Below are 22,021 nucleotides of genomic sequence, written 5' to 3' on the forward strand. Positions count from 1 at the left end.
AGCTCATGTCCGAATGTCGGCACTGACACCGGGGTGCGTTGCGCGGACGAAAAAAAACTCCATGTGCGTCATGCGCACATGGAGTTTTTTATGGGCGGAGGCGGGGCGTCAGCTGATGTAGTTAAACAGCGACAGGCCGCTCATGGTCGTGAACGCTTTCTGCGCCGCCGTCAGCGTGGTCTGCTGCTGGGTGAACAGCGATATCGCCGCCACCGTGTCGACGTCCTGCAACACCGACAGCGTGGTCGCGTATTGCAGGCCCAGGTCGTCGCCCGAGCTGTCCAGGTAGTCGAGCTCCTTCAGGCGCGAGCCGACCGCCGACTGCACCGACAAGATATTGTCGGTGGCGTTGTCGATATTCATCTGCAACTGGTTCAGCTTATTGTTCAGGCTGGCCTGCCCGGCCGCGCCGTCGCCGGGCGCGCGCAGCGCCTTGATCATGTCGCTGACGGTGGTGAACACCGATTGCTTGGTGGACGGTTCGACCGTGAAATTATCCAGGTCGGCCGGGTCGCCCTTGATGTCGAACTGCACGCCGTCGAAAGTGATGTTGGCGCCGCTGGTGTACGGCTGCGGCACGGCCGGCACCGGCGTGGCGGGCACCGGCTGGTTCAAGGTCAGGTCGGTCACCGTATAGGTGGTCACCTTGGACACGCCCGGCGACGCCGGCACCACCTGGAAATCGATCTGGTACTTGTGGCCGGTCAGCTGGGTCGCATCCTTGACCGAGCCGGCGCTGATGATGCCGGTGCCGCCGCGGTCGTAATTGGCCGCATCGACGCCGGTCACGAAGCTGCCGTTGCCGGTGGCATTGTTCTCGAACACCGAGGAGCCGGAATCGGTGATCGGCAGCTTGCGGGTGGAGCCGACCTGCAGCTCGCGCTGGCCCTGGTCGCCCTGGTAGGCGGCGCCGCTGGCGGTTTGCGTGAACGGCAAGGTGGTCGATTTATAGCCGGAAAACACATAGCCGCCGACGCCGTCCGAAGTGTTGGCCTGGCCCAGCAGGTCGGACAGCCGGCCTTCCAGTTCCACCGCCAGCGATTCGCGGTCCTTTTGCGTCATCGAACCGTTGCCGGCCTTGACCGCTAGGTCCTTGATATCCTGCATGATGGCGGTCGAGCTGGCCAGCGCCACGGTTTCCAGCGACAGCATGCCCTTGGCGTTGGAGCGGTTGGTCACCAGCTGGGTGTTGATCGATTGCGACTGCGTCACTTCCAGCGCGCGCGCCGTGGCGATCGGGTCGTCGGCCGCGGTCAGGTTCTTGCGGCCGGTGGCCAGCTGCTGCTGGGTGCGCGACATCGCCGCCTGCTGCGTGGTGATGTTGTTCACACCCCGGTCGTAGATCGTCTTGGTACTGATGCGCATACTCATGGTGCCACCTTACTTTCTTAATTGCCCAGGCTGAGCAAAGTATCAAACAACTGGCTGGCCACCTGCATTACCTTGCCGCTGGCCTGGTAGGCCTGCTGGTAGCGTAACAGATTTGCCGCTTCCTCATCCAGGTTCACACCGGAGACGCTCTGCTGCGCGCTGGTGGCCTGGACCACGGCGGCGTCGGCGGCGTTGCTGCCGATCTGCGCCTCGCGCGCCTTGGTGCCGACAAAGTTGACCATCTGGGCATAGGTGGTCTGGTAAGTGGCGTTGCCATTATCTAAAATGTTTTTCGTTTGCAAGCCGGCCAGCAAGGCGCCGTTGCGGCTGTCGCCCACGCCGCTGACATTGGGACCGACCGTGAAGGTATCGAGGTCGGCCGGCGTGCCGCTGATGTTGAAGCTGACGCCGCCGAAACTGATGGCGGCGCCGTCGGTGTACGGCACCGGCGTGCCGGCCGGATACACGGTGGCCGTGCCGTTGACCGTCACCGTCACGTCCTGCGTGGCCGGGAAGCCCGACAGCGTGCCGCTGGCCTGGTCAAAGCTCAGCGTGACGGGCCCCGTCAGCGCGTTGCCCGGCGTCAGGTAATTGGCGTCCACCGTGCCGGCCGTGATCTTGCCGTTGCCGGCGTTGCTGGTCGGCGCGGCGGTGGCGATCGGCGCCGCCAGCGCGATCTTGGTGCGGTCCTGGATGGCGACCGAGAAATCCTTGGCGGCGTTGAAGGTCGGCCGCACCAGGAAGTTGTCCTTGGCCACCGGGGTGCCGGTGATGCTGTAGGACACGCCATCGATCACCTGCGGCGTGGTCTGCGGGAAGGGATTGATCTGCGTGATCTTGCCGTCGCTCAGGCGCGTGACGTTGAAATTGGTGCCGTCGTAATCGACGCTGTAGTCGCTGGCGGTCAGGCCGCCGGCGTCGGTCACCACCGCGCTGATCTCGGCCGTGCTGAGCGGCGAATTCTTGGTACTCGGCCCGACATAGGCATTGATCGGATTGAAGAACGGCGTGCCGAGGTCGCCGTTCTGGTCCTGGCCCAGCACGTGCTGGGCGTTGAAGCTGACCGCCAGCCCGGCCGCCACCTGGCCCAGCGAATTTTGCGCGCGGTCCATGGCGCCGTCGCGGAACTCCAGCAAGCCGCCCAGCTGGCCGCCGGTCAGCACCGAGTCGGGCAGTTCGCTGAAGGCGCCGCTCGACGTCACATAGCCGACCGTGACGCGGCTGGCGTCGGTCGGCGAGGTCGACGTGCCCAGCTGGAAAGCCTTGTTGCCCACCACCAGCGGCTGGCCGGTGCCGATCTGCACCGTCAGCATATTGTTGTCGCCCGGGATCACGGTGGTCTTGACCAACTTGTTCAGTTCGGTCAGCAGCTGGTCGCGCTGGTCCAGCAGATCGTTGGGCGCCTTGCCGTCGGTGGTCAGGCCGGCGATGGTGTTGTTCAGCTTGGCAAGCTCGGAAGCGTAGGCGTTGATCTCGCTGACGCTGGACACGATCTGGCCGCTGACGCCGGAGGCGATCTCGGACATGCGCGCGCTCAGGCCCTGGAAGCGCGCCGCCAGCGATTCCGCGCTCGACAGCATGGCCTGGCGCGAGGCCGACGACGCCGGGTTCGAGGTGGCGTCCTGCACGCCGTTGAAGAAGTCCTGCAGCGCCGGCGACAGGCCGGCGGTCGGATCGGCCAGCAGGTTGTCGATCTGGCTGATCTGCTTGGTGTACGCGTCCAGCGAGGCCTGGCTGGACTCGGCGTTGCGCAGCGAGGTCGCCAGGAAGTTGTCGTAATAGCGGCGCACGGCCGTCACCTCGGTGCCGGTACCGACGAAGCCGAAACCCTTGTCCTGGGTGGCGGTATCGTTCTGGATCGCGACCTGGCGGTTGTAGCCGGCCACACCGGCGTTGGTGATGTTGTTGCCGGTGGTCGCCAGACCCACCTGGGCGGCCAACAAACCGCTTTTGCCGATGCTGAGAAGACTCATGATATGTACACTCTTTGTATATGACGTTTACGGCAGCCCGCGCCGAATCTTTACTAGCCGGCCAGCGAGCGCTTGATGATGCTGGTCAGCTTGTTGGCATAGTTGGGGTCGGTGGCGTAGCCCGCCTTCTGCAGCCCCTGGGCGAAACTGGCGGCGTCGCCGGCGCTGGCCAGCACTTTTTCATAGCGAGGATTACTGGCCAGCAACTTGGCGTAATCCTTGAAACTGTCGCTGTAGCTGTCGTAGGCGCGGAAGCGCTCGACCTTGGTCTGCGCCTTGCCGTTGACGTATTCGGTGGTGGTGGCCTCGACCACCTTGCCCTTCCAGTCGCCGGTGGCCTTGATGCCGAACAGGTTGTTGCTGTTGGTGCCGTCGCGGCCCTTGATCTCGCGCTTGCCCCAGCCGCTTTCCAGCGCCGCCTGGCCCAGCATGAACTTGGCCGGGATGCCGGTGGCGCGGCTGGCCTCTTCCGCGTGCGCGCCGAGCTTGTCCTGGAAGCTGCGCACGTGCGGCGCCTGCGAGCCCTTGGCGGCGCCGGCCGCGCCGTTGCCGACCAGGGTCAGCGCCGCGCCGTTGCCAAACTCGCTAGCGTTGCCGCCGGCCGCCGCGATGGCGCGCTGCAGCTTGGCGTCCATCAGGCTGGCCAGGCCGCCGAAACTGCCGCCGTTGCCATCGGCGGCCGTGTTGCCGTCGGCGCCGATCGCCAGCGCCTGGGTGTCGCTGGTCTTGGACAGCTGGCGTATCAGCATGTCGGACAGGCCGATGCCCTTCTTGGCAATGTTCTGGCTGGTCTGCTGGTCCAGCATGGTGGTGAACATCTTGGTCTGCTGGCTGTCCATCATGCCGTCCTGCGGCGTGGCGTCGCGCATGCTCTTCATCATCATGTTGACGAACATCGCCTCGAACTGCGTCGCGGCCGACTTCAGCGCTTCCGGGCTGCCGGCCCTGGCGGACTGCTTCAGGCTGCCCATGTCCTTGACGTCAAGCGCGAACTTGCCGGTCAGGTCGGTGGTGTTGGAAGTTGGGCTGGTCATGATGTCACCCGCTTAAATGATTTCCAGCTCGGCGCGCAGCGAACCGGCGGCCTTCATGGCCTGCAGGATGGACAGCAGGTCCTGCGGCGTGGCGCCGATGGCGTTGAGCGCCTTGACCACCTCGGCCAGCGAGGCGCCGCCCTTGACCAGCATCACCTTGCCGCTGTCGGCCTTGATGCCGACCTGCGGGTTCTGCGTGACTACGGTGCGGCCGCCCGACAGCGGGTTGGGCTGGCTGACCTGGGTGTCGGCATTGACCGATACCGACAGGTTGCCGTGCGAGATGGCGCAGGTGTCGAGCGTGACGGCGCGGTTCATCACCACCGAACCGGTGCGCGCGTTCATGATGACCTTGGCCGGCTGCTCGGCCGGATTGACCTGCATGTCCTGCAGCGAGCCGATGAAGCTGACGCGCTGGTCGCTGCTGCTCGGCGCCTGCACGCGGATCACGCGGCTGTCCAGCGCGTAGGCGATGCCGGCGCCGTACTTGTCGTTGATGGCCTCGACCACGCGGCTGGCGGTGGCGAAGTCGGCGGTGTTCAGTTCCAGCCGGATGATATTGTTTTCGCCCAGCGCCGAAGCGACCGCGCGCTCGACGGTGGCGCCGCCGGAAATCTTGCCCACGCTCAGGTGGTTGACGGTCAGCGAACTGCCGCCGCCACCGCCGCCGCCGGCTTGCACGCCGACGCCGCCGACCAGCACATTGCCCTGGGCCATGCCGTAGACCTGGCCGTCGGCGCCCTTGAGCGGCGTCATCAGCAAGGTGCCGCCGCGCAAGCTCTTGGCATTGCCCATCGACGACACGGTGATGTCCAGCGTCTGGCCCGGCTGCGAGAACGGCGGCAGCGACGCCGTCACCATCACGGCGGCGACGTTTTTCAATTGCAGCTGCGTGCCCTGCGGCAGGTTCACGCCCAACTGCTGCAGCATCGACACCACGCTCTGCACGGTGAACGGGGTTTGCGTGGTCTGGTCGCCGCTGCCGTCGAGGCCGACGACCAGGCCGTAGCCGATCAATTGGTTGTGGCGCACGCCGGCGATGCTGGCCAGGTCGCGCAGGTGTTCGGCGCTGGCCGGCGTCGACAGCAGCGCCAGGCCGGCCAGCGCCGCGGTCAGCAGCGCCAGCTTGCAGACGCCGGCCGTGCGGCGCGCGCCGGTGATCATGTGGTGGGTGCGGTGCATATCCGGCCTCAGAACGGTAACAGGCTTTGGAAGAAACGCGACGCCATCGACGCCACTTCGGCGCGGTCGATCTGGCTGCTGGTGCGGTATTCGACGCGGGCGTCGGCCACGGCGGTCGACTGCACGGTATTGCCGGTGGCGATGCTGTCCGGATTGATCATGCCGGAGAAGCGGATGTACTCGACGCCCTTGTTCATGCCGACCTGCTTTTCGCCGGCCACGATCAGGTTGCCGTTGGCCAGCACCTCGACCACGGTGATGCCCATGGTGCCGGTGAAGGCGTTGCTGGCCGACTGGTTGTCGCCGTCGGCGAACTTGCTGTCGTTGCTGACCGCCAGCGGATTGCCGAAGGTCGATTGCAAGGGCTTGGGCAGGGCAACGCTGACGCTGCCGGACTTGTTGCCCGAGCTGGCGCCGGTCTTGTTGGCCGAGGTGCGCTCGGTGATGACCAGCGTCAGCACGTCGCCGATGTGGCGCGCGCGGCGGTCTTCGAACACCGGACGGTAGACCGAAGCCTGGTAGATCGCGCCGTTGCTCGGCACAGCCTGTTGCTGCTCCGAGGTCAGCGGACGGGCCGACATCGGCATGGTGACGATGGAGGTCGGGGTGCTCATGCAGCCGCTGAGGACAAACCCGGCGAGCGCTGCGGCAACAATGGTGGTGGCGGAGGTCATGATCTGTTCCCTTACATCTGCGACAGTTTCTGCAGCATCTGGTCGGAGGTGGTGATGGCCTTGGAATTGATCTCGTAGGCGCGCTGGGTCTGGATCATATTGACCATTTCCTCGACCACGTTGACGTTCGAGGTTTCCACGTAGCCCTGCAGGATCACGCCGGTGCCGTTGGTGCCCGGCGTATTGGTTTGCGGATTGCCGGAAGCGCCGGTTTCCACGTACAGGTTCTCGCCCTTCGATTCCAGCCCGGTCGGGTTGATGAAGGTCGACAACTGGATGCTGCCGATCTGCTGCGGCGCGACCTGGCCCGGCAGGGTCACAGAGACGGTGCCGTCGCGGCCGACGGTGATCGATTGCGCGGTGATCGGGATGGTGATGGCAGGCTGCAGCACGAAGCCGCTGGAGGTCACCATCTGGCCGTTGTTGTCGCGCTGGAAGGAGCCGTCGCGGGTGTAGGCGGTGGTGCCGTCCGGCAGCAGCACGTTGAAGAAGCCGTTGCCGTTGACCATCAGGTCCTTGTCGTTGCCGGTCGACTGAGGATTGCCCTGGGTGTGCACGCGCTCGATCGCGACCGGACGCACGCCGGTACCGAGCTGCATGCCGGACGGCAGGTTGGTCTGTTGCGACGACTGGCCGCCCGGCTGGCGGATATTCTGGTACAGCAAGTCTTCGAACACCGCGCGCGACTTCTTGAAGCCGTTGGTGCTGACGTTGGCCAGGTTGTTGGACGTGACGTCCAGCGCGGTCTGCTGCGCTTCCATGCCCGTCTTGGCGATCCAAAGTGAACGTATCATTTTCCTTCTCCCGTTGCCTGGATGAGGCTGCCGGAGCGACAGCTACTCATCCCACGCAACCATTATGCGGGAGAGGACATCAACTCAAAGCGAGGATCTGGGTGGCTTTTGCGGCGTTATTCTCGGCGTTCTTCATCAGGCTCATTTGCATTTCAAACTGCCTTGCCAAGCTGATCATGTTGACCATGGAATCGACCGGATTGACGTTGCTGCCCTCCAGCGCGCCGTCCACCACGCGCACGGCGGCGTCGTTGTCGGCCGGCACGCCGCTGGTCTGGCGGAACAGGCCGTCGTCGCCGCGCACCAGGCCCTTGGGGTCCGGATTGACCAGCTTGATGCGCCCCAGCACGTTGGCCGGGCCCGGCTGATAGTCGGTGGAGATGGTGCTGACGGTGCCGTCGCCGGCCACCATCACGGTGGTGTCCGGCGGAATGGCGATCGGGCCGCCCTCGCCCTGGATGGTCTGGCCGCCGCTGGTTTGCAGCAGGCCGTTCTCGCTCACCTTGAGGCTGCCGTTGCGGGTATAGGCTTCCGAACCGTCGGCCGACTGCACCGCGATCCAGCCCTGGTCGCGGATGGCGATGTCGAGCGCGCGGCCGGTGGTCTGGATCGGGCCGGCGCGCATGTCGGCGCCGACCGTCGAATCGACCACGAAGGCGCGCGTCGCCAGGCCCTCCGACACCACCGGCACCGCGCGGAACGTGTCGAGCTGGGCGCGGAAGCCGGTGGTGGTGGCGTTGGACAGGTTGTTCGCCACGGTGGCTTGCTGCTCCATCACGTGGCGGGCACCGGTCATCGCGGTATAGACGAGGCGGTCCATGGCTGGCTAATTAACGCAGGTTGACCAGGGTTTGCAGGATCGAATCCTCGGTCTTGATGGTCTGCGCATTGGCCTGGTAGACGCGCTGCGCGGTGATCATGTTGACCAGTTCGGCCGTCAGGTCGGTGTTCGAGGTTTCCACCGAGCTGGCGCGCAGCGATCCCATCGAGCCGGCGTTGGGCACGCCCACGGTCGGCGGACCCGAGCTCGAGCTTTCCGCCCAGGCATTGTTGCCCAGCGGGGTCAGGCCGTCGACGCTGGCGAAGTTGGCCATGGCGATCTGGCCCATGGCGCGCGACTTGCCGTTGCTGTACTGGCCCATGATCACGCCATTCTCGTCGATGGCGTAACGCTGCCAGGAGCCGGCCGAGTAACCGTTCTGGGTCGAGCCCAGGTCGTTGGTGACGCTGCCGTACTGGGTGGTCTTGTCGAACGTCGTGGCGACGATCATCGGTTCCTGGGCGCCGGTGTCCGGGAAGATCGGCAGGCTGATCTGGAACGGCAGGGTTTGCGCCGGGGTCATCAGGGCCATGGCCTGCTCGTCGAGCGCGCCGCTCTTGGTGAACAGCAGCGTGCCGACTTTCACCGCAGGCACGGTGATGGCCGCGGCCAGCTTGGAGTTGATCTCGTCGGGGGACATGCCGGTGATCTGGCCGCTGACGGTCGGGTCCAGCGCGGTGTAGGCGGCCGTCAGCGCATCCAGCTGCGCCTGCGAGGCGGCGGCCGGCGGCACGCTGGCGGCGGTCGTCATCGCGGTGTACGCGGCGGTGGCATAGGTGGCGGCGGCGGTGGCGATCAACGCCGGGTCCGGCGGCGTGGCGCGCACCTCGTTGTTGTAGGCGGTGCGGGCATCGATCACGGTCTGGTCGCTGTTGATGGCGGCGGCCACGCTGGCCGAGACGATTTCCTTGTTGTCGGCTGCGGCGTACACGTCCCAGGTATTGGCGTCGGTCTTGACGTAGTAGCTGGTCATGATGTGCGAGGTGCCCAGGCTGTCGTACACGTTCAGCACGGTTTGCTTGTTGTAGCTGGTCGGATCGCCGGCGTCGAACGGGATGGTGGCCGGCACTTTCTCGGCCGAGCTCAGGTTCAGCTGGAAGTTCACTTCGCTGGTTTCCACCGGCGTCAGGTCCGACTTGTCGAGCGTCAGCGGCACCGGCGCGCCCAGCTGGATCACGCCGGCCGTGTTGGACAGGTAGCCGGTCAGCTGCGCGCCCTGGGCGTTGACCAGGGTGTGGCTGGCGTCCTCATGGAACTGGCCGTTGCGCGAATACTGCACCGCGCCGTTGACCACCATGCGGAAGAAGCCGCCGCCGTTGATCGATACGTCCAGCGGATTGCTGCTGGTCTCGATATTGCCCTGGGTGAACTGCTGTGCCAGCTTAGCCGTCGTCACACCGATGCCCGCGTTGTTGCCCGACACGCCGTTCAGCGAGTTGGCGTACAGGTCGGCGAATTGCGCCTGCGAGCTCTTGAAACCCACCGTACTGGCATTGGCGATGTTGTTGCCAATGACATCCAGCGATTTGGATGCGGCGTTCAAGCCGCTCAGTCCTTGTTGGAACATGGTATTCCCCTATCTAGGTGTGATGACTGCTTACAAAACTTCTTTCACTTCGCTCATGCTGAAATGCCCGAGCGAGGTGTTCAATTTGACGCCGCCGCTGCCGGTCGACACGCTGGCCACGGCCGCCAGCTGCAGCGGCGTGGCGTCGGTCAGCGCCTTGCTGCCGTCGTTGGTGGCGGTGACGGTAAAGGTATAGCTGCCGTCCGGCGCGGTGGTCTTCTTGTCGTCCATCAGGCCGTCCCAGGTGATCGGGTAGGTGCCGACGTCGGCGTTGGTCATGCTCATGGTGCGCACCGTCTTGCCGGTCTTGTCCTGGATGTTGATGGTGACGCTGGCGGCGGCCGAGGCCAGGTCGATGCCGAACACGCTGCTGCTGGTGCTGACGCCGTCGGCGTCCTTGGCGCTGCTGAGCTCGATGCCCTTGCCTTCCACCAGGATGCCCTTGCCGATCAGGTTCAGCGCGCTCATCGACTGGGCCGTGGCCTGGTCGGTGCGCAGCGATTCCAGCGTGGCGTTGACCTTGTTGATGCCGGTCACGGTCGACAGCTGGGCCAGCTGGCTGGTCATGGCCGCGTTGTCCATCGGATTCAGCGGATCCTGGTTCTGCAGCTGCGTCACCAGCAGCTTCATGAACTTGTCCTGGTCGGCCTGCACGCTGTCGGTGGCGGTGGCGGTACTGGTGGTGGCGACGCTGTTGGTGGCGGCCGCTTTGGGCGTGTCGATCACGCCTCCGGATAAACCCATGATGAACCCCTCGTTAAGATTGACCGATGGTCAGTGTTTTCAGCAGCAGCGTCTTGGCCGCGTTCATGGTCTCGACGTTGGTCTGGTAGGAACGCGACGCCGACAGCATGTTGACCATCTCGTCGACGACGTTGACGTTGGGCATGGTCACATAGCCCTTGTCGTCCGCCATCGGGTGCTTGGGGTCGTACATCTGCTTCATCGGCGACTGGTCCTCGACCACCTGGCTGACGCGCACACCGGTGGCGGCGCCGCCGGCGGTCGGCGTGGTCGCCTCGAACACCACCTGGCGCGCGCGGTAGGCTTCGCCGCTGGCGCTGGTGGCGCTGTCGGCGTTGGCCAGGTTGGAGGCCACCACGTTCAGGCGCTGCGCCTGCGCGCTCATGGCCGAACCGGAAACATTGAAAATATTAAACAAAGACATGATTAGCTCCCTGACTGGATCGCCGCCATCATCGTTTTGATCTGGGCGTTGATCGCGGTGATGCCGGCCTCGTAACGGATGGCGTTGTCGGCGAACTGGTTGCGCTCGACATCCATGTCGACCGTATTGCCGTCCACCGCGCCCTGCACCACGCCGCGGTACAGCAGCGGCGTGCCGTCGGCCATGGTGCTACCGTCTTGCGGAGGGTTCGGGTAATGCTTGCTGGCGGTGGTCTTCAGGCTGGCCGCCGCGCTCGGGCTGGCCTTGTCCAGGGCCGTCTTCAGCGCGCTGCTGAAGTCGATGTCGCGGGCCTTGTAGTTCGGCGTGTCGCCGTTGGCGATGTTCGAGGCGAGCACGCTCTGCCGCTGCGAGCGCAGGCTCAGCGCGGCTTCGTTAAAGCGCAGGTAATCGTCGAGTTTCCCTAGCATCGCAGGCTCCTGGTGGCCGCCCAAACAGTGGACGAACTTGTTATGACAGGACCGATGATACGGAGTTGATTGGCGGAACCATCGGTAGAGAAGGACGGCCTTTTCCGCGCTATTCACCGCTTCAAGTCCAGCCCGCCAGACTATGATGGCCATATTGAAGGGGAAACCTACGCCATGAAATCACGTCTCTTACTCGCCGCGCTGCTCGCCGCCGCCGTCGGCTCGGCCGGCGCCCAGGGGCGCCAGGACGCCGCCGCGCTCAAGCGCAGCGTCGAACAGTTCCTGCAGGTGCAGACCGCCGGCCTGCCGGGCCAGGTCACGGTCGCCGTGGGCGCGATCGACCCGCGCATGAACCTGGCCGCCTGCCCCGACCCGCAAGCGTTCTTCACGCCGGGCGCGCGCGCCTGGGGCAAGACCACGGTGGGCGTGCGTTGTGCGACACCGGCGGCCTGGACGGTATATATTCAAGCCAGCGTCACCGTGATGGGCGACTACATCGCCAGCGCGGCGCCGCTGGCGCAGGGCCAGCCGATCGACGCCGGCCAGCTGGTGACCCTCAAGGGCGATTTGACAATGTTGCCTGCAGGCATAGCCACCGACGCCAGCCAGGTGATCGGCCGCATGGCCAATGTTTCGTTGCCTCCAGGCACGCCTTTACGCCTGGACACGCTGCGCAGCAAGCCGGTGGTGCAGTCCGGGCAGCTGGTGCGGCTGGTCTCCAGCGGCAACGGCTTCAGCGTCTCGGCCGAGGCGCGCGCCATGAGCACGGCCGGCGACGGCCAGGTAGTACAAGTTAAAACTTCCGGTGGACAACAAATTACCGGAATCGCCAAGACAGGCGGACTGGTGGAGGTGGCGTTTTGACGAAACGCCGGGGATCGGCAGCGGCGCGCGGCTAAAGTTTACCGGCCAGCCGCCGTTATTCACTTAGATCCCGGAGTTTCGTACTCCTACCAGAGAAGGAAAATGCTGTGAAAATCAACGATACATTGAAGAGCACGACCGGCTTGCCGTCGACGCCCGCGACCACCTCCTCGACCGCGCGCGGCGCGGAAAAGGCGACGGAAGCGGCGCCGACGAACGTAGCGTCGGACAATGTGCGCCTGTCGCCGCAAGGCCAGGCTATGGCGGCCAGTTCGGCCGGCGGCGCCAATGCGGTGTTCGATACCAAGAAAGTCGAACGCATCAAGCTGGCGATTGCCGACGGTCAGTTCCAGGTCAACTCGGAAAAAGTAGCGGATGGCTTGCTGGATACAGTCAAGGATCTGCTGCACTCAAGAAAACGTTAGGAATCTTATGTCCACCGCCACCCCGCTGAACAGCCTGCGCGAAGAAGAGCACATCATGGCCACCCTGCTGGACGTGCTCAAGCAGGAACAGCAACTGCTGGTGACGGCGGAAATCGACAGCCTGCAGGCTGTCACCACCCGCAAGACCGCGCTGGTCACGCAAATGACCCTGTTGTCCGCGCAACGCCACCGCGCGCTGGGCAAATCCGGCTTCCCGGCACAGGAATCCGGCATGGAGGCCTGGATCGCCGCCAGCGGCGAGACGCGCGACGAATCGGCCTCGCTGTGGCAGGCACTGCTGGAACATACCCGCGAAGCCAAGGAACTGAACCGACTCAACGGCATGCTGATCAACAAGCAGATGGGGCACACCCAGGGCGCGCTGCAAGCCTTGCGTCCGCAGGGCGCGGCGCAGAATAATTTCTACGGCCCCGGCGGCATGGCCACCACCCTGCCCCGCAGCCGCGGCTTCCTCGCCGGCTGATTCTGCCTATTGCGGCGCCGGCGCCGCCGGCGTCGGTATCTCCGTCACCGTCTCCGGAATCCCCGACAAGATCGTCACCGCCACGCGGCGGTTGCGCGCGCGCCCCTGCGGCGTGTCGTTGGGCGCGACCGGCAGGTTGGCGCTGAAGCCGACCGCCGTCAGGCGGCCGGGCGCGACGCCGGCGTCGATGAACAGCCGCACCACGCTGCTGGCGCGCACCGCCGACAATTCCCAGTTGGACGGGAACTGCGGATTCCTGATCGGCTGGTTGTCGGTATGGCCTTCGACCTGCACCTTGTGGCTGTCGTCCCTGAGCAGGCCGGCCACCGCGCGCAGCGCTTCGGTCGATTCATTGGTCAGGCGGGCGTCGCCCGGGTCGAACAGCACCGAGGCGTTGATCTCGACGCTGACGCCGCGGCTGTTCTGCGTCACCCGCACCTTGCCCTCCTTGACCAGCGGCGCCAGCGTCGACAGCAAATCCTGCGCCAGCTTGGTCATGTGCTCTTTTTCCTTACGCAGCTGCTCGGTGCGGCGCTTCAGGCCGGGATTGGGGATGGGCAGGTTCTGCACCTGGGTGTTAATCGGCCTGGCCGCGCCGGCGCCGCCGAAGGCATCGCCGAGCGCGTCGGAGAACACCACGTACTTGCCGATATTGACGGAGGAAATCGCGTACATCACGACGAAGAAGGCGAACAGCAGCGTGATGAAGTCGGCGTAGGAGATCAGCCATCGCTCATGGTTTTCCGGTTCGTCGTCGAACTTCCTGCGCGCGCGCCGGTACTGCATGTCAGTGCTCCCGCAGCAGCGTGGCGATGCGCTCGTCGATCACGCGCGTGTGGTCGCCGGTGGCGATGTCGTAGAACACGGCGGCGGCGATTTCCTGCTGGTGCACGGCCTGCGTGACGATCGCCTTGAGTTTATTCGCGATCGGGTAGAACAGCAAATTGGCCAGCCCGACGCCGTAGATCGTCGAGACGAAGGCGACCGCGATGCCGGAACCGAGCTTGCTCGGATCGGTGAGGTTTTCCATCACGTGGATCAGGCCCAGCACCGCGCCCAGGATGCCGATGGTGGGCGAATAGCCGGCCGCCGATTCCCAGATCCGCACCGCCTGGCGCTCTTCCGTTTCATAGGCGGTGATCTCGGTATCGAGCAGCTGGCGCAGCTTGTCGGGATGGATGCCGTCGACGATCAGCCGCAGGCCCTTGGTGTTGAACTTGTCCTTGGAGGCGAGCATGTAGCGCTCCAGCGACAGCAGGCCGTCACGGCGCGCCGCCAGGTTCCAGGCGTTGATGTCGCGCGCCAGCACGGCGCGGGTGTCGGGCGGCGGCGCAAACACCAGCCGCAGCATGCGCACGCCGCGCACGAAGGTCTTGAAGCGGGTCTGCAGCAGCACCGCGCCGAAGGTGCCGATCACCACGATGGCGAACGCGGCCGGCTGCAGCAGCGACCCGATCTTGCCGCCTTCGAGCGACTGGCCGATGACGATGCCGGCCAGCGCCAGCAGCACCCCGGCTACGCTGGCCCAGTCCAAGACCGCTCCCGGAGTGAGGCGCGCAGGCGCGCCACGGCCTGCGTATGCAATTGCGATACGCGCGATTCCGACACGCCCATCACGGCGCCGATTTCTTTCAAGTTGAGCTCCTCTTCATAGTACAGCCCCATCAGCATCTTCTCGCGCTCGGGCAACATGTCGATGGCGTCGATCACGGCCTGGCGGAAGTCGCCGTCCAGCAGCGAGCGCAGCGGGTCGGCATCCTCGTCGGAGGCATAGCGGTCGAGAAAGCTGTCGTTGCCGTCGTCGTCGTGGAAATCCTCGTAGTAGACCAGCTGGTGGCCACCGCCGTCGGCCAGCATTTCCTGGTAGTCGGCCAGCGACAGCTTGAGCATCTTGGCCACTTCCGACTCGGTCGGCGGATGGCCGAGGCGCTGCTGCAGCGTGGCCATCGCGGTCTCGATCTTGCGCATGTTCTGGCGCATCGAGCGCGGCAGCCAGTCGCTGTTGCGCAGCTCGTCGAGCATGGCGCCGCGGATGCGCAGCACGGCATAGGTCTCGAACTGGGCGCCGTGGGTGTCCTCATAGCGGTTGATGGCGTCGAGCAGGCCGATCATTCCGGCTTGCACCAGGTCGTCGACTTCGACGCTGGGCGGCAGCTTCGCCTTCATGTGATGGGCAAGGCGCTTGACCAACGGCATGTGCGCCGTCAGCAAAGAATCCTTCTCCGTTTTCCCCTTGGCCGTGTACATGTAGTTTATTTTTTATCTTTACTATGATTCATGCGCTAAAGCGGTTGCTGCTCCCCGTATGAAAGGATGGCGAGCCGGCCAGCGCGAAGCGCCCCGCCAGTTGACGAAACGCGACCGAGGCACCGGCCAGCGGAAACGCATCGACCACCGCGCGCCCCAAGCGCGCGGCACGTTGCAGGTACTCATCCGCGGGCACCGAGCCCATCGAAACCAGGTTGACGGCCAGATAACGGCTGGCTGCCTGTGCCATATTATCGTATACCACCTTTGCCTCGGATTCGGAAGCCCCGGTGACCAGAATTCCGAACGGGCGCCGGCCCAGTTCCTGGTTCAGGCGCTTGATCATACTGTAGGCGGCCTTGATCGAGGTAGCGCTATTCGAGACCTGGACGATGATTTCCGAGCTGGACATGACCGGCACCGGGAAAGCCTCGCCGTCGAATTCGCCGTCGACGATGACCACGCCGGTCTGCTTGACCAGCACGTCGAAGGCCTTGGCCAGGCGCCGCGTTTCATCCGGGCCGCCGCGCACCGCGCCGCGTGTCATCGACGCCACAGCGAAACCCTGCGGCACTTGGTGGATCACCTGGTTCAGCGCGCATTCCTGGCGCGCCACGTCGAGCAGGCTGGCGCCGCCGTCGACGCCGAGGCGCGAGGCCACGCCGTGGGCGCTGGCGCAGGCGTCGACGATCAGCACGTCGTTGCCGGCGCGCGCCAGCGAGGCGCCCAGGTTGACCAGCATGGAACCCTTGTCGTCCTGCGGCGAGGCCGACAGGAAGGTGACGATGCGGGGCTGCGGCCCCGCCAGCATGCGGCGCAGTCCCTCCGCCTGGTCGAAATCGAAATTAGCCAAGGTGCACCTCGCGCACGCCGTTGGCGCCGTTCATCCCCGTGCTCATCAGCATCGGCAGCTCCGCGTCCAGGTACTGGGTGTTGACGATATCGCGTTTTAACTTGAAAGCGCGGTCGATCAGGTAGGCCGGGTCGGCCAGGTGCAGGTCTTCCGGCACCCGCTGCCCGTTCGACACGTAGAACAGGTTGAGTTTCTGGCGGATCACCACGTCCAGCACGTTGCCGATCGCGGCCGCTTCGTCCAGCTTGGTCATGATGCAGCCGGCCAGGCCGCTGCCCTGATAGGCGCGCACCACTTCGTTCAGGGTTTCCTGGGTCGCGGTGGCGTTCAGGCACAGCAGGCGCTTGACGTCGGCGCCGGCGCCTTGCAGCATCGATACCTGTTCGGTCACCATCTGGTCGCGCTGGCTGACGCCGACCGTGTCGATCAGCACCGTGTGCTTGTTCTTCAATTCCTTCAGCGCGATGCGCAGGTCGGCTTCGTCCTTGACCGAATGCACCATCACGCCGAGGATCTTGCCATAGATGCGCAGCTGTTCGTGGGCGCCGATACGGTAGGCGTCGGTGGTGATCAGCGCCAGCTTGTCCGGGCCGTGGCGCATCACGCAGCGCGCGGCTAGCTTGGCGGTGCTGGTGGTCTTGCCGACGCCGGTCGGGCCGACCAGCGCGAACACGCCGCCCTGGTCGATCAGCGCATCTTCGTTGGCCATGGTTTGCAGGTTGCGGGTCAGCACGGTCTTAATCCAGCGCAGGCTGTCGGCGACGTCGCGGTTGGCCGGCATCTTGTCAAGCAGGTAGCGCGCCAGGCTGGCCGAGAAACCGGCGGCCAGCATTTCGCGCAGCACGGCGGCCTTCTGCGGTTCGCGGGACTGGGTCGCGCCCCACGAGATTTCGGCCAGCTGGGTTTCCATCATGCCGCGCATGGCGCGGATTTCATTCATCATGCCGCTCATCTCGGCGGCGGCGTTTTCCTTGGCGCTGGCGACGGCGGCGGCCACCATCGCGGCGACCTGCTCGGCGTCGACGCCGGCCTTGGCCGGGGCCGACGGCTGGGCTTGCGGCGCGGCGGCGGCGGCCTTGGTGGCGCTGGCGAACGACGCGGCGGAAGCCACCACGCGGCGCACCGGTTGCGCTGGCAATGCTGGCTGCGGTTGCGGCTGCGCCGGGGCCGGCGTGGCGCTCGGGAAGCCCGGCTCCATGCGCGGTTCCACGCGCGCTTCGGCGCGGCGATGGCTGGTCGGCACGGCGGTGTTCAGGTCGAGCGACGGCGCCGGATCGGCCATCGGCGAATGCGGCGCCGGCATGGCCAGCGAGGCGGCATCGTCATTGGCCAGCGCGAGGATCTCGACGCCGCCGTCGACCTGGCGGTTGGACAGGATCACGGCATCGGGGCCGAGCGATTCACGCACTTTGCGCAGCGCTTCGCGGGAAGTCGGTGCGGTAAATTTTTTCACATTCATGGCCGTCTCTCAGGGACTAGATAGAGCAGCGCGTCCTCCGGATGAGACGCCTTGACTCTGATAGTTCCATTATTGACGATGCACTCTGGAAACGATCCGATGAACAGGGGGGCAAATGGGCCGCATTTCGCCATCGCGGCCGAGGTGGCTATTTATTATTAAAAACATCATCCAGCGTCGCGGCATCGACAAAGTTTCGCGCCCAGGCAATGAGCTGCCTTGGATTCGCAGCCGCCAGTTTCAACCGCGTATCCAGATCGATCGGACCGAAACGCTTCGCGATCAGCGCAATCAGCAGTTCCGACTGCCCTTGCTGCATACCTTGCTGCATGCCTTGCTGCATACCTTGCTGCATACCTTGTTGCATGCCTATCTCCCTGCCTTGCTCCATGCCTTTTTGTATTCCAATTTCCATTCCAATTCGCTCTATCGATGACAAGTAAGTCATGGTATGCCTCCTTTCCAATTCTAGAATCCCGTCGCGCAAGCGCTTGTCTAGCTCCTTCGGCAAACGCATGATCCAGTCGATCACGCGATACAAATCGATGATACGCTGCTTGCTCCAGTCCTGCTCATACAGCAGCTTCGTGAGCTTCCACTTGGCGATGCGGCGGCGATGCGCATTGCGTGTGGTTTGACGCGCTAGCAGATGCGCTGCGGTGACCAGTGCGAATGGATTCGCAGAGGATCGCAAGTCCTTGATCCGATCGGCAAAGTCCACGAGTTTCACGACGGGGAATTCAATTCGCATGGCGCAGCCAAGCAGGCTGTAGCCGAACGAATCCGGTCGCCAGCGCTTGCTGTCGTCCGCCAGCAGGGCCAGGCTGGCGACCGGCCGGCGATAATGGTCGTAGGCGCGATAGTTGTAGACAAATAGGCGCTCGGCGAAATCGAGGTCATGCCAGCCCTGTATCTCCAGGTGCACCAGCACCCACTGCTCACCGCCATCGACCAGACTCACGCTGACCAGCTTGTCGAGCAGGCGCTTGCCCAGTTCGGCATCGCGGGTCAGGGCGGCAAACTCCCGATCGAGAAAAGTATGCGGCTGCGACCAATCGATCGCCGCATGCGCCGCGGGAAAATAGAAAGCCATGAACTCCGGAAAGTGACGCATGATCACTTCCTTCCACGGCGTGTCGTAGTCGTCGTTAGCCATGCAAGCAGTCTAAGCCGCCTGCATGGCCTCGCCCGCGACCATATCAAGGCTTATGCCGGCTGCTGGCCCACCAGCGCGGTCACGCGGATGGTCTTGGTCTCCGGGATCTCGGCATGCGACAGCACCTTCAGCTGCGGCAAGGCGCGGCGCAGGAAGCGCGACAGCAAGGCCCGCAGCGGTCCCGGCACCAGCAGCACCGGCGTCAGGCCGAGCGCCTCCTGCTGCTGCGCCGCCTGCTGCGCCTGCTGGGCGATGGTGTCGGCCAGGCCGGGCTCGATGCCGGCGCCGTCCGGACCGCTGGCCGCCAGCGCCTGCATCAGCAAGCGTTCCAGGCGGTTATCCAGGGTCATCACCGACAATTCGCCGGCGCCGGGGAACAGCTGCTGCACGATCGCCCGGCCCAGCGAGATGCGCACCAGCGCCGTCAAATCGTTCGGATCCTGCGTATGCACCGCGTGCTCGGCCAGCGTCTCGATAATCGAGCGCATGTCGCGGATATGCACGCCTTCCATCAGCAGGTTCTGCAACACCTTCTGCAGCGTCGACAGCGACACCATCTTCGGCACCAGGTCTTCCACCAGCTTGGGCGCATCCTTGCCCAGGTGATCCAGCAGCGCCTGCACCTCGGCGCGGCCCAGCAGCTCGGCAGCGTGGGTCGTGATCAGATGGTTCAGGTGGGTCGCCACCACGGTGCCGGCGTCGACCACCGTGTAGCCCATGCCCTGCGCCTGGTCGCGCAGCGCGGCGTCGATCCAGGTGGCCGGCAGGCCGAAGGCCGGATCGCTGGTCGCCATGCCGGGCAGCGTGCCGCTGGCCATGCCCGGATTGATCGCCAGGAACTGGCCGTTGAAGGCCTCGCCGGTGCCCACTTCCACGCCCTTGAGCGTGATGCGGTAGGCCGACGGCTTCAACTCCAGGTTGTCGCGGATGTGCACCGGCGGCGCCAGGAAGCCGACTTCCTGCGCGAATTTCTTGCGGATGCCCTTGATGCGCTTGAGCAGCTCGCCGCCCTGCGTCTTGTCGACCAGCGGAATCAGGCGGTAGCCCACTTCCAGGCCCAGCGTATCGACCGGCATGATGTCCTGCCAGCTGGCCTCTTCCTGCTCGGCGGCGGCGGCGGCGGCCGGCGCCGCTTCGGCGGCGGCCGCCGCCTCGGCCGCCACCTTGGTCACCGCGCGCTTGGACATCAGGTAGGCCGAGCCGGCCAGCGTGCCGGCCAGCAGCAGGAACACCAGGTTCGGCATGCCCGGGATCAGGCCCATGCCGCCGATGATGGCGGCGGTGATGTACAGCACCTGCGGCTTGGCGAACAGCTGGCCCACCACCTGGGTGCCGATGTCCTGCTCGCTGGCCACGCGCGACACCACGATACCGGCCGCGGTCGAAATGATCAGCGACGGGATCTGCGCCACCAGGCCGTCGCCGATGGCCAGCAGCGTGTAGTTCTTCAGCGCGTCGGCGAAGCCCATGTCGTGCTGCAGCAGGCCGACCAGCAGGCCGCCGACCACGTTGATCACCGTCACCAGGATGCCGGCCACGGCATCGCCGCGCACATATTTGCTGGCGCCGTCCATGGCGCCGTAGAATTCCGCTTCCTGCGCCACTTCGCTGCGGCGCTTGCGGGCCTCGGCCTCGCCGATCAGGCCGGCGTTGAGGTCGGCGTCGATCGCCATCTGCTTGCCCGGCATCGCATCCAGGGCGAAACGCGCGCCCACCTCGGCGATACGGCCCGCACCCTTGGTCACCACGGTGAAGTTGATGATGGTCAGGATGATGAAGACCACGATACCGACCGTGTAGTTGCCGCCGATCAGGAAGTGGCCGAAGGCCTCGATCACCTTGCCGGCCGCGTCGGCGCCGGTGTGCCCCTCGGTCAGCACCACGCGGGTCGACGCCACGTTCAGCGACAGGCGCAGCATGGTCGACACCAGCAGGATGGTCGGGAAGGCCATGAAGTCCAGCGGCTTGACGGTGTACAGGCTGGTCAACAGCACGATCACCGCCAGCGCGATATTGAAGCTGAAGAAGATGTCGAGGATGAACGCCGGCAGCGGCAGCACCATCATCGCCAGCAGCATGATGATCAGGATAGGCGCCGCCAGGCTGGCCTTGTTTTGCGAGCTGGCCAGGCCTTGCAGCCAAGGCGGCAGTTTGATGTTGCTCAGGGCGTTCATGCGGGTGCTCCCTTATCTAAATCTGTTTTCTTGCCGTGCCTGGGGATGAAGGCCGGGTCCAGCGGATCGAGCTCAGGCGGCACATCGAGTTTCCTCGGTATCTCCGGACGGTTGCCGCCGCCCTTGCTGAACAGGCGCAGCTGGAACACATAGGCCAGCACTTCGGCCACCGCCGCGTACAGCGCCTCCGGAATTTCGTCGCCGATCTCGGTGTGCTTGTGCAGCGCGCGCGCCAGCGCCGGCGCCTCCAGCATGGTCACCTTGTGCTCCTTGGCCAGTTCGCGGATCCTGGCCGCCACCTCGTCAGTCCCCTTGGCCACCACTTTCGGCGCGCCGCGCATGCCGTCGCTGTACTTCAGCGCCACCGCGTAGTGGGTCGGGTTGGTCACCACCACGTCGGCGGTCGGCACGTCGGCCATCATGCGGCGCTTGGCCATCTCGCGCTGCAGCTGGCGGATCTTGGCCTTGATCTGCGGATTGCCGTCGGACTCCTTGGATTCCTGGATCAGCTCCTGGCGGGTCATCTTCAGCTTGTTCGCGTAATGCCACATCTGGTACGGGCCGTCGATCGCGGCGATCAGGCCCAGCGCGCCGACGATGAACAGGAAACTGCTGGCCAGCATGTTGATCAGGTGTACCGTGCCCAGCTTGAGCGGCTCAACCGCCAGGCCGATCACCGCATCCTTGTATTTCATCACCACCAGCCAGGTCACGAAGCCGACCACCAGCGTCTTGCCGACCGCCTTGAGCAGCTCGACCAGCGCATTGGTGGAAAACATATTGCCGATGCCGTTGATGGGATTGAGCTTGCTGAACTTCGGCATGAAGGCCTTGCTGCTGAACAGCCAGCCGCCCACCAGCAGCGGCGACGCCAGCGCGACGATCATCACCGCGATGCCCAGCGGCAGGCAGGCGACCATCACCCGCACCACGTCCACCAGGATGCGGCTGAGCAGCACGTCGGCATTGAAGATTTGCTCCTGGTCTAAGCTCAGGCCGGACACCAGGGCGGAATTGAGCTGGCGTATCAGCCCGTCGCCGGTCATCCACAGGCCGGCGCCGGCGGTCATCAGCACGGTAAACGTCGCCACTTCCCGCGATCGCGGAACGTCGCCTTCCTCGCGCGCCTGCTCGAGGCGCTTCGCTGACGCGGGTTCGGTCTTTTCGGCGTCGCTGTCTTCTGCCATGTCCAACTCCTGGGAATATAGCCACCATTATTGGCGATATTGCCGTATGGCTATTCCCCGAACAGGGCGGGAAAGGCGCCGCTGTTCGCCGTACCCGTGCCGCACGGCTGAAACATTTCCCTATGAAAAAGATTCCAGCAATAGCGAAAATCCGTTCTCGC

At 65.0% G+C, this 22,021-nt stretch carries 22 protein-coding genes; 3 read left to right on the forward strand and 19 right to left on the reverse strand.

Features of this window, described 5'->3' with window-relative positions:
- Window positions 1–108: 108 nt before the first annotated feature.
- From flgL to flgB, 11 genes are all read right to left on the reverse strand, one after another.
- Window positions 109–1,371: a flagellar hook-associated protein FlgL gene (gene flgL, locus ACEN9F_RS11635; protein ID WP_413420177.1), complete on the reverse strand. Its 1,263-nt coding sequence runs from the start codon at window positions 1,369–1,371 to the stop codon at window positions 109–111.
- Between the two features lie 17 nt (window positions 1,372–1,388).
- Window positions 1,389–3,344, reverse strand: a complete 1,956-nt coding sequence (gene flgK, locus ACEN9F_RS11640) for a flagellar hook-associated protein FlgK (protein WP_413420178.1) — start codon at window positions 3,342–3,344, stop codon at window positions 1,389–1,391.
- Window positions 3,345–3,397: 53 nt separating this feature from the next.
- Window positions 3,398–4,378 carry a flagellar assembly peptidoglycan hydrolase FlgJ gene (gene flgJ, locus ACEN9F_RS11645; protein ID WP_413420179.1) on the reverse strand — a complete coding sequence of 327 codons (981 nt, stop codon included), beginning with the start codon at window positions 4,376–4,378 and terminating at the stop codon, window positions 3,398–3,400.
- A gap of 12 nt (window positions 4,379–4,390) precedes the next feature.
- Window positions 4,391–5,560: a flagellar basal body P-ring protein FlgI gene (locus ACEN9F_RS11650; protein ID WP_413420180.1), complete on the reverse strand. Its 1,170-nt coding sequence runs from the start codon at window positions 5,558–5,560 to the stop codon at window positions 4,391–4,393.
- A gap of 8 nt (window positions 5,561–5,568) precedes the next feature.
- A complete protein-coding gene (locus ACEN9F_RS11655; protein ID WP_413420181.1) occupies window positions 5,569–6,234 on the reverse strand; it encodes a flagellar basal body L-ring protein FlgH in 666 nt (221 codons plus the stop codon).
- An 11-nt stretch (window positions 6,235–6,245) separates the two neighbouring features.
- A complete protein-coding gene (gene flgG, locus ACEN9F_RS11660) occupies window positions 6,246–7,028 on the reverse strand; it encodes a flagellar basal-body rod protein FlgG (RefSeq protein ID WP_413420182.1) in 783 nt (260 codons plus the stop codon).
- A 79-nt stretch (window positions 7,029–7,107) separates the two neighbouring features.
- Window positions 7,108–7,848: a flagellar basal-body rod protein FlgF gene (flgF, locus tag ACEN9F_RS11665; RefSeq protein ID WP_413420183.1), complete on the reverse strand. Its 741-nt coding sequence runs from the start codon at window positions 7,846–7,848 to the stop codon at window positions 7,108–7,110.
- Between the two features lie 10 nt (window positions 7,849–7,858).
- Complete coding sequence (locus ACEN9F_RS11670; RefSeq protein ID WP_413420184.1) at window positions 7,859–9,415, reverse strand: flagellar hook protein FlgE; 1,557 nt, start codon at window positions 9,413–9,415, stop codon at window positions 7,859–7,861.
- Between the two features lie 30 nt (window positions 9,416–9,445).
- Complete coding sequence (locus ACEN9F_RS11675; protein WP_413420185.1) at window positions 9,446–10,159, reverse strand: flagellar hook assembly protein FlgD; 714 nt, start codon at window positions 10,157–10,159, stop codon at window positions 9,446–9,448.
- A gap of 13 nt (window positions 10,160–10,172) precedes the next feature.
- A complete protein-coding gene (gene flgC, locus ACEN9F_RS11680) occupies window positions 10,173–10,583 on the reverse strand; it encodes a flagellar basal body rod protein FlgC (protein ID WP_413420186.1) in 411 nt (136 codons plus the stop codon).
- A gap of 2 nt (window positions 10,584–10,585) precedes the next feature.
- Complete coding sequence (flgB, locus tag ACEN9F_RS11685; protein WP_413420187.1) at window positions 10,586–11,011, reverse strand: flagellar basal body rod protein FlgB; 426 nt, start codon at window positions 11,009–11,011, stop codon at window positions 10,586–10,588.
- Between the two features lie 174 nt (window positions 11,012–11,185).
- Here flgB and flgA point away from each other — a divergent pair, with 174 nt between their 5' ends.
- The 3 genes from flgA to ACEN9F_RS11700 all read left to right on the forward strand — a co-directional run bounded on the left by flgA (window position 11,186) and on the right by ACEN9F_RS11700 (window position 12,784).
- Window positions 11,186–11,875, forward strand: a complete 690-nt coding sequence (flgA, locus tag ACEN9F_RS11690) for a flagellar basal body P-ring formation chaperone FlgA (RefSeq protein WP_413420188.1) — start codon at window positions 11,186–11,188, stop codon at window positions 11,873–11,875.
- A 107-nt stretch (window positions 11,876–11,982) separates the two neighbouring features.
- Complete coding sequence (gene flgM / locus ACEN9F_RS11695) at window positions 11,983–12,300, forward strand: flagellar biosynthesis anti-sigma factor FlgM (protein WP_413420189.1); 318 nt, start codon at window positions 11,983–11,985, stop codon at window positions 12,298–12,300.
- A 7-nt stretch (window positions 12,301–12,307) separates the two neighbouring features.
- Window positions 12,308–12,784: a flagella synthesis protein FlgN gene (locus ACEN9F_RS11700; RefSeq protein WP_413420190.1), complete on the forward strand. Its 477-nt coding sequence runs from the start codon at window positions 12,308–12,310 to the stop codon at window positions 12,782–12,784.
- Window positions 12,785–12,790: 6 nt separating this feature from the next.
- On the opposite strand, the gene motD is transcribed toward ACEN9F_RS11700, so the two are convergent.
- The 8 genes from motD to flhB all read right to left on the reverse strand — a co-directional run bounded on the left by motD (window position 12,791) and on the right by flhB (window position 21,860).
- Window positions 12,791–13,570, reverse strand: coding sequence for a flagellar motor protein MotD (gene motD, locus ACEN9F_RS11705; protein ID WP_413420191.1), 780 nt, complete (start codon window positions 13,568–13,570; stop codon window positions 12,791–12,793).
- Between the two features lies 1 nt (window position 13,571).
- Window positions 13,572–14,318, reverse strand: coding sequence for a flagellar motor protein (locus ACEN9F_RS11710; RefSeq protein ID WP_413420192.1), 747 nt, complete (start codon window positions 14,316–14,318; stop codon window positions 13,572–13,574).
- Complete coding sequence (locus ACEN9F_RS11715; RefSeq protein WP_413420193.1) at window positions 14,300–15,031, reverse strand: RNA polymerase sigma factor FliA; 732 nt, start codon at window positions 15,029–15,031, stop codon at window positions 14,300–14,302. Before ACEN9F_RS11715 ends, ACEN9F_RS11710 begins: the two co-directional genes overlap by 19 nt.
- Before the next feature lie 28 nt (window positions 15,032–15,059).
- On the reverse strand, window positions 15,060–15,884 hold the full coding sequence (locus tag ACEN9F_RS11720; RefSeq protein ID WP_413420194.1) for a MinD/ParA family protein: 825 nt from the start codon (window positions 15,882–15,884) through the stop codon (window positions 15,060–15,062).
- Window positions 15,877–17,343, reverse strand: coding sequence for a flagellar biosynthesis protein FlhF (gene flhF, locus ACEN9F_RS11725; RefSeq protein ID WP_413420195.1), 1,467 nt, complete (start codon window positions 17,341–17,343; stop codon window positions 15,877–15,879). Before flhF ends, ACEN9F_RS11720 begins: the two co-directional genes overlap by 8 nt.
- Before the next feature lie 148 nt (window positions 17,344–17,491).
- The gene (locus ACEN9F_RS11730) at window positions 17,492–18,499 is read right to left on the reverse strand and encodes a DUF4351 domain-containing protein (protein ID WP_413420196.1); all 1,008 of its coding nucleotides are present in this window, start codon (window positions 18,497–18,499) and stop codon (window positions 17,492–17,494) included.
- Between the two features lie 50 nt (window positions 18,500–18,549).
- A complete protein-coding gene (gene flhA, locus ACEN9F_RS11735) occupies window positions 18,550–20,673 on the reverse strand; it encodes a flagellar biosynthesis protein FlhA (RefSeq protein ID WP_413420197.1) in 2,124 nt (707 codons plus the stop codon).
- On the reverse strand, window positions 20,670–21,860 hold the full coding sequence (flhB, locus tag ACEN9F_RS11740; protein WP_413420198.1) for a flagellar biosynthesis protein FlhB: 1,191 nt from the start codon (window positions 21,858–21,860) through the stop codon (window positions 20,670–20,672). The genes flhA and flhB overlap by 4 nt, the downstream gene beginning before the upstream one ends.
- Window positions 21,861–22,021 lie beyond the last annotated feature (161 nt).

The sequence above is a fragment of the Duganella sp. CT11-25 genome, assembly GCF_047302815.1.
In the GTDB taxonomy this organism is placed as follows: domain Bacteria; phylum Pseudomonadota; class Gammaproteobacteria; order Burkholderiales; family Burkholderiaceae_D; genus Rugamonas.

Coding starts and splice junctions, on each gene's coding strand:
- flgL (WP_413420177.1), bottom strand. CDS start 1,371: ATGAGTATGCGCATCAGTACCAAGACGATCTACGACCGGGGTGTGAAC.
- flgK (WP_413420178.1), bottom strand. CDS start 3,344: ATGAGTCTTCTCAGCATCGGCAAAAGCGGTTTGTTGGCCGCCCAGGTG.
- flgJ (WP_413420179.1), bottom strand. CDS start 4,378: ATGACCAGCCCAACTTCCAACACCACCGACCTGACCGGCAAGTTCGCG.
- ACEN9F_RS11650 (WP_413420180.1), bottom strand. CDS start 5,560: ATGCACCGCACCCACCACATGATCACCGGCGCGCGCCGCACGGCCGGC.
- ACEN9F_RS11655 (WP_413420181.1), bottom strand. CDS start 6,234: ATGACCTCCGCCACCACCATTGTTGCCGCAGCGCTCGCCGGGTTTGTC.
- flgG (WP_413420182.1), bottom strand. CDS start 7,028: ATGATACGTTCACTTTGGATCGCCAAGACGGGCATGGAAGCGCAGCAG.
- flgF (WP_413420183.1), bottom strand. CDS start 7,848: ATGGACCGCCTCGTCTATACCGCGATGACCGGTGCCCGCCACGTGATG.
- ACEN9F_RS11670 (WP_413420184.1), bottom strand. CDS start 9,415: ATGTTCCAACAAGGACTGAGCGGCTTGAACGCCGCATCCAAATCGCTG.
- ACEN9F_RS11675 (WP_413420185.1), bottom strand. CDS start 10,159: ATGGGTTTATCCGGAGGCGTGATCGACACGCCCAAAGCGGCCGCCACC.
- flgC (WP_413420186.1), bottom strand. CDS start 10,583: ATGTCTTTGTTTAATATTTTCAATGTTTCCGGTTCGGCCATGAGCGCG.
- flgB (WP_413420187.1), bottom strand. CDS start 11,011: ATGCTAGGGAAACTCGACGATTACCTGCGCTTTAACGAAGCCGCGCTG.
- flgA (WP_413420188.1), top strand. CDS start 11,186: ATGAAATCACGTCTCTTACTCGCCGCGCTGCTCGCCGCCGCCGTCGGC.
- ACEN9F_RS11700 (WP_413420190.1), top strand. CDS start 12,308: ATGTCCACCGCCACCCCGCTGAACAGCCTGCGCGAAGAAGAGCACATC.
- motD (WP_413420191.1), bottom strand. CDS start 13,570: ATGCAGTACCGGCGCGCGCGCAGGAAGTTCGACGACGAACCGGAAAAC.
- ACEN9F_RS11715 (WP_413420193.1), bottom strand. CDS start 15,031: ATGTACACGGCCAAGGGGAAAACGGAGAAGGATTCTTTGCTGACGGCG.
- flhF (WP_413420195.1), bottom strand. CDS start 17,343: ATGAATGTGAAAAAATTTACCGCACCGACTTCCCGCGAAGCGCTGCGC.
- ACEN9F_RS11730 (WP_413420196.1), bottom strand. CDS start 18,499: ATGGCTAACGACGACTACGACACGCCGTGGAAGGAAGTGATCATGCGT.
- flhA (WP_413420197.1), bottom strand. CDS start 20,673: ATGAACGCCCTGAGCAACATCAAACTGCCGCCTTGGCTGCAAGGCCTG.
- flhB (WP_413420198.1), bottom strand. CDS start 21,860: ATGGCAGAAGACAGCGACGCCGAAAAGACCGAACCCGCGTCAGCGAAG.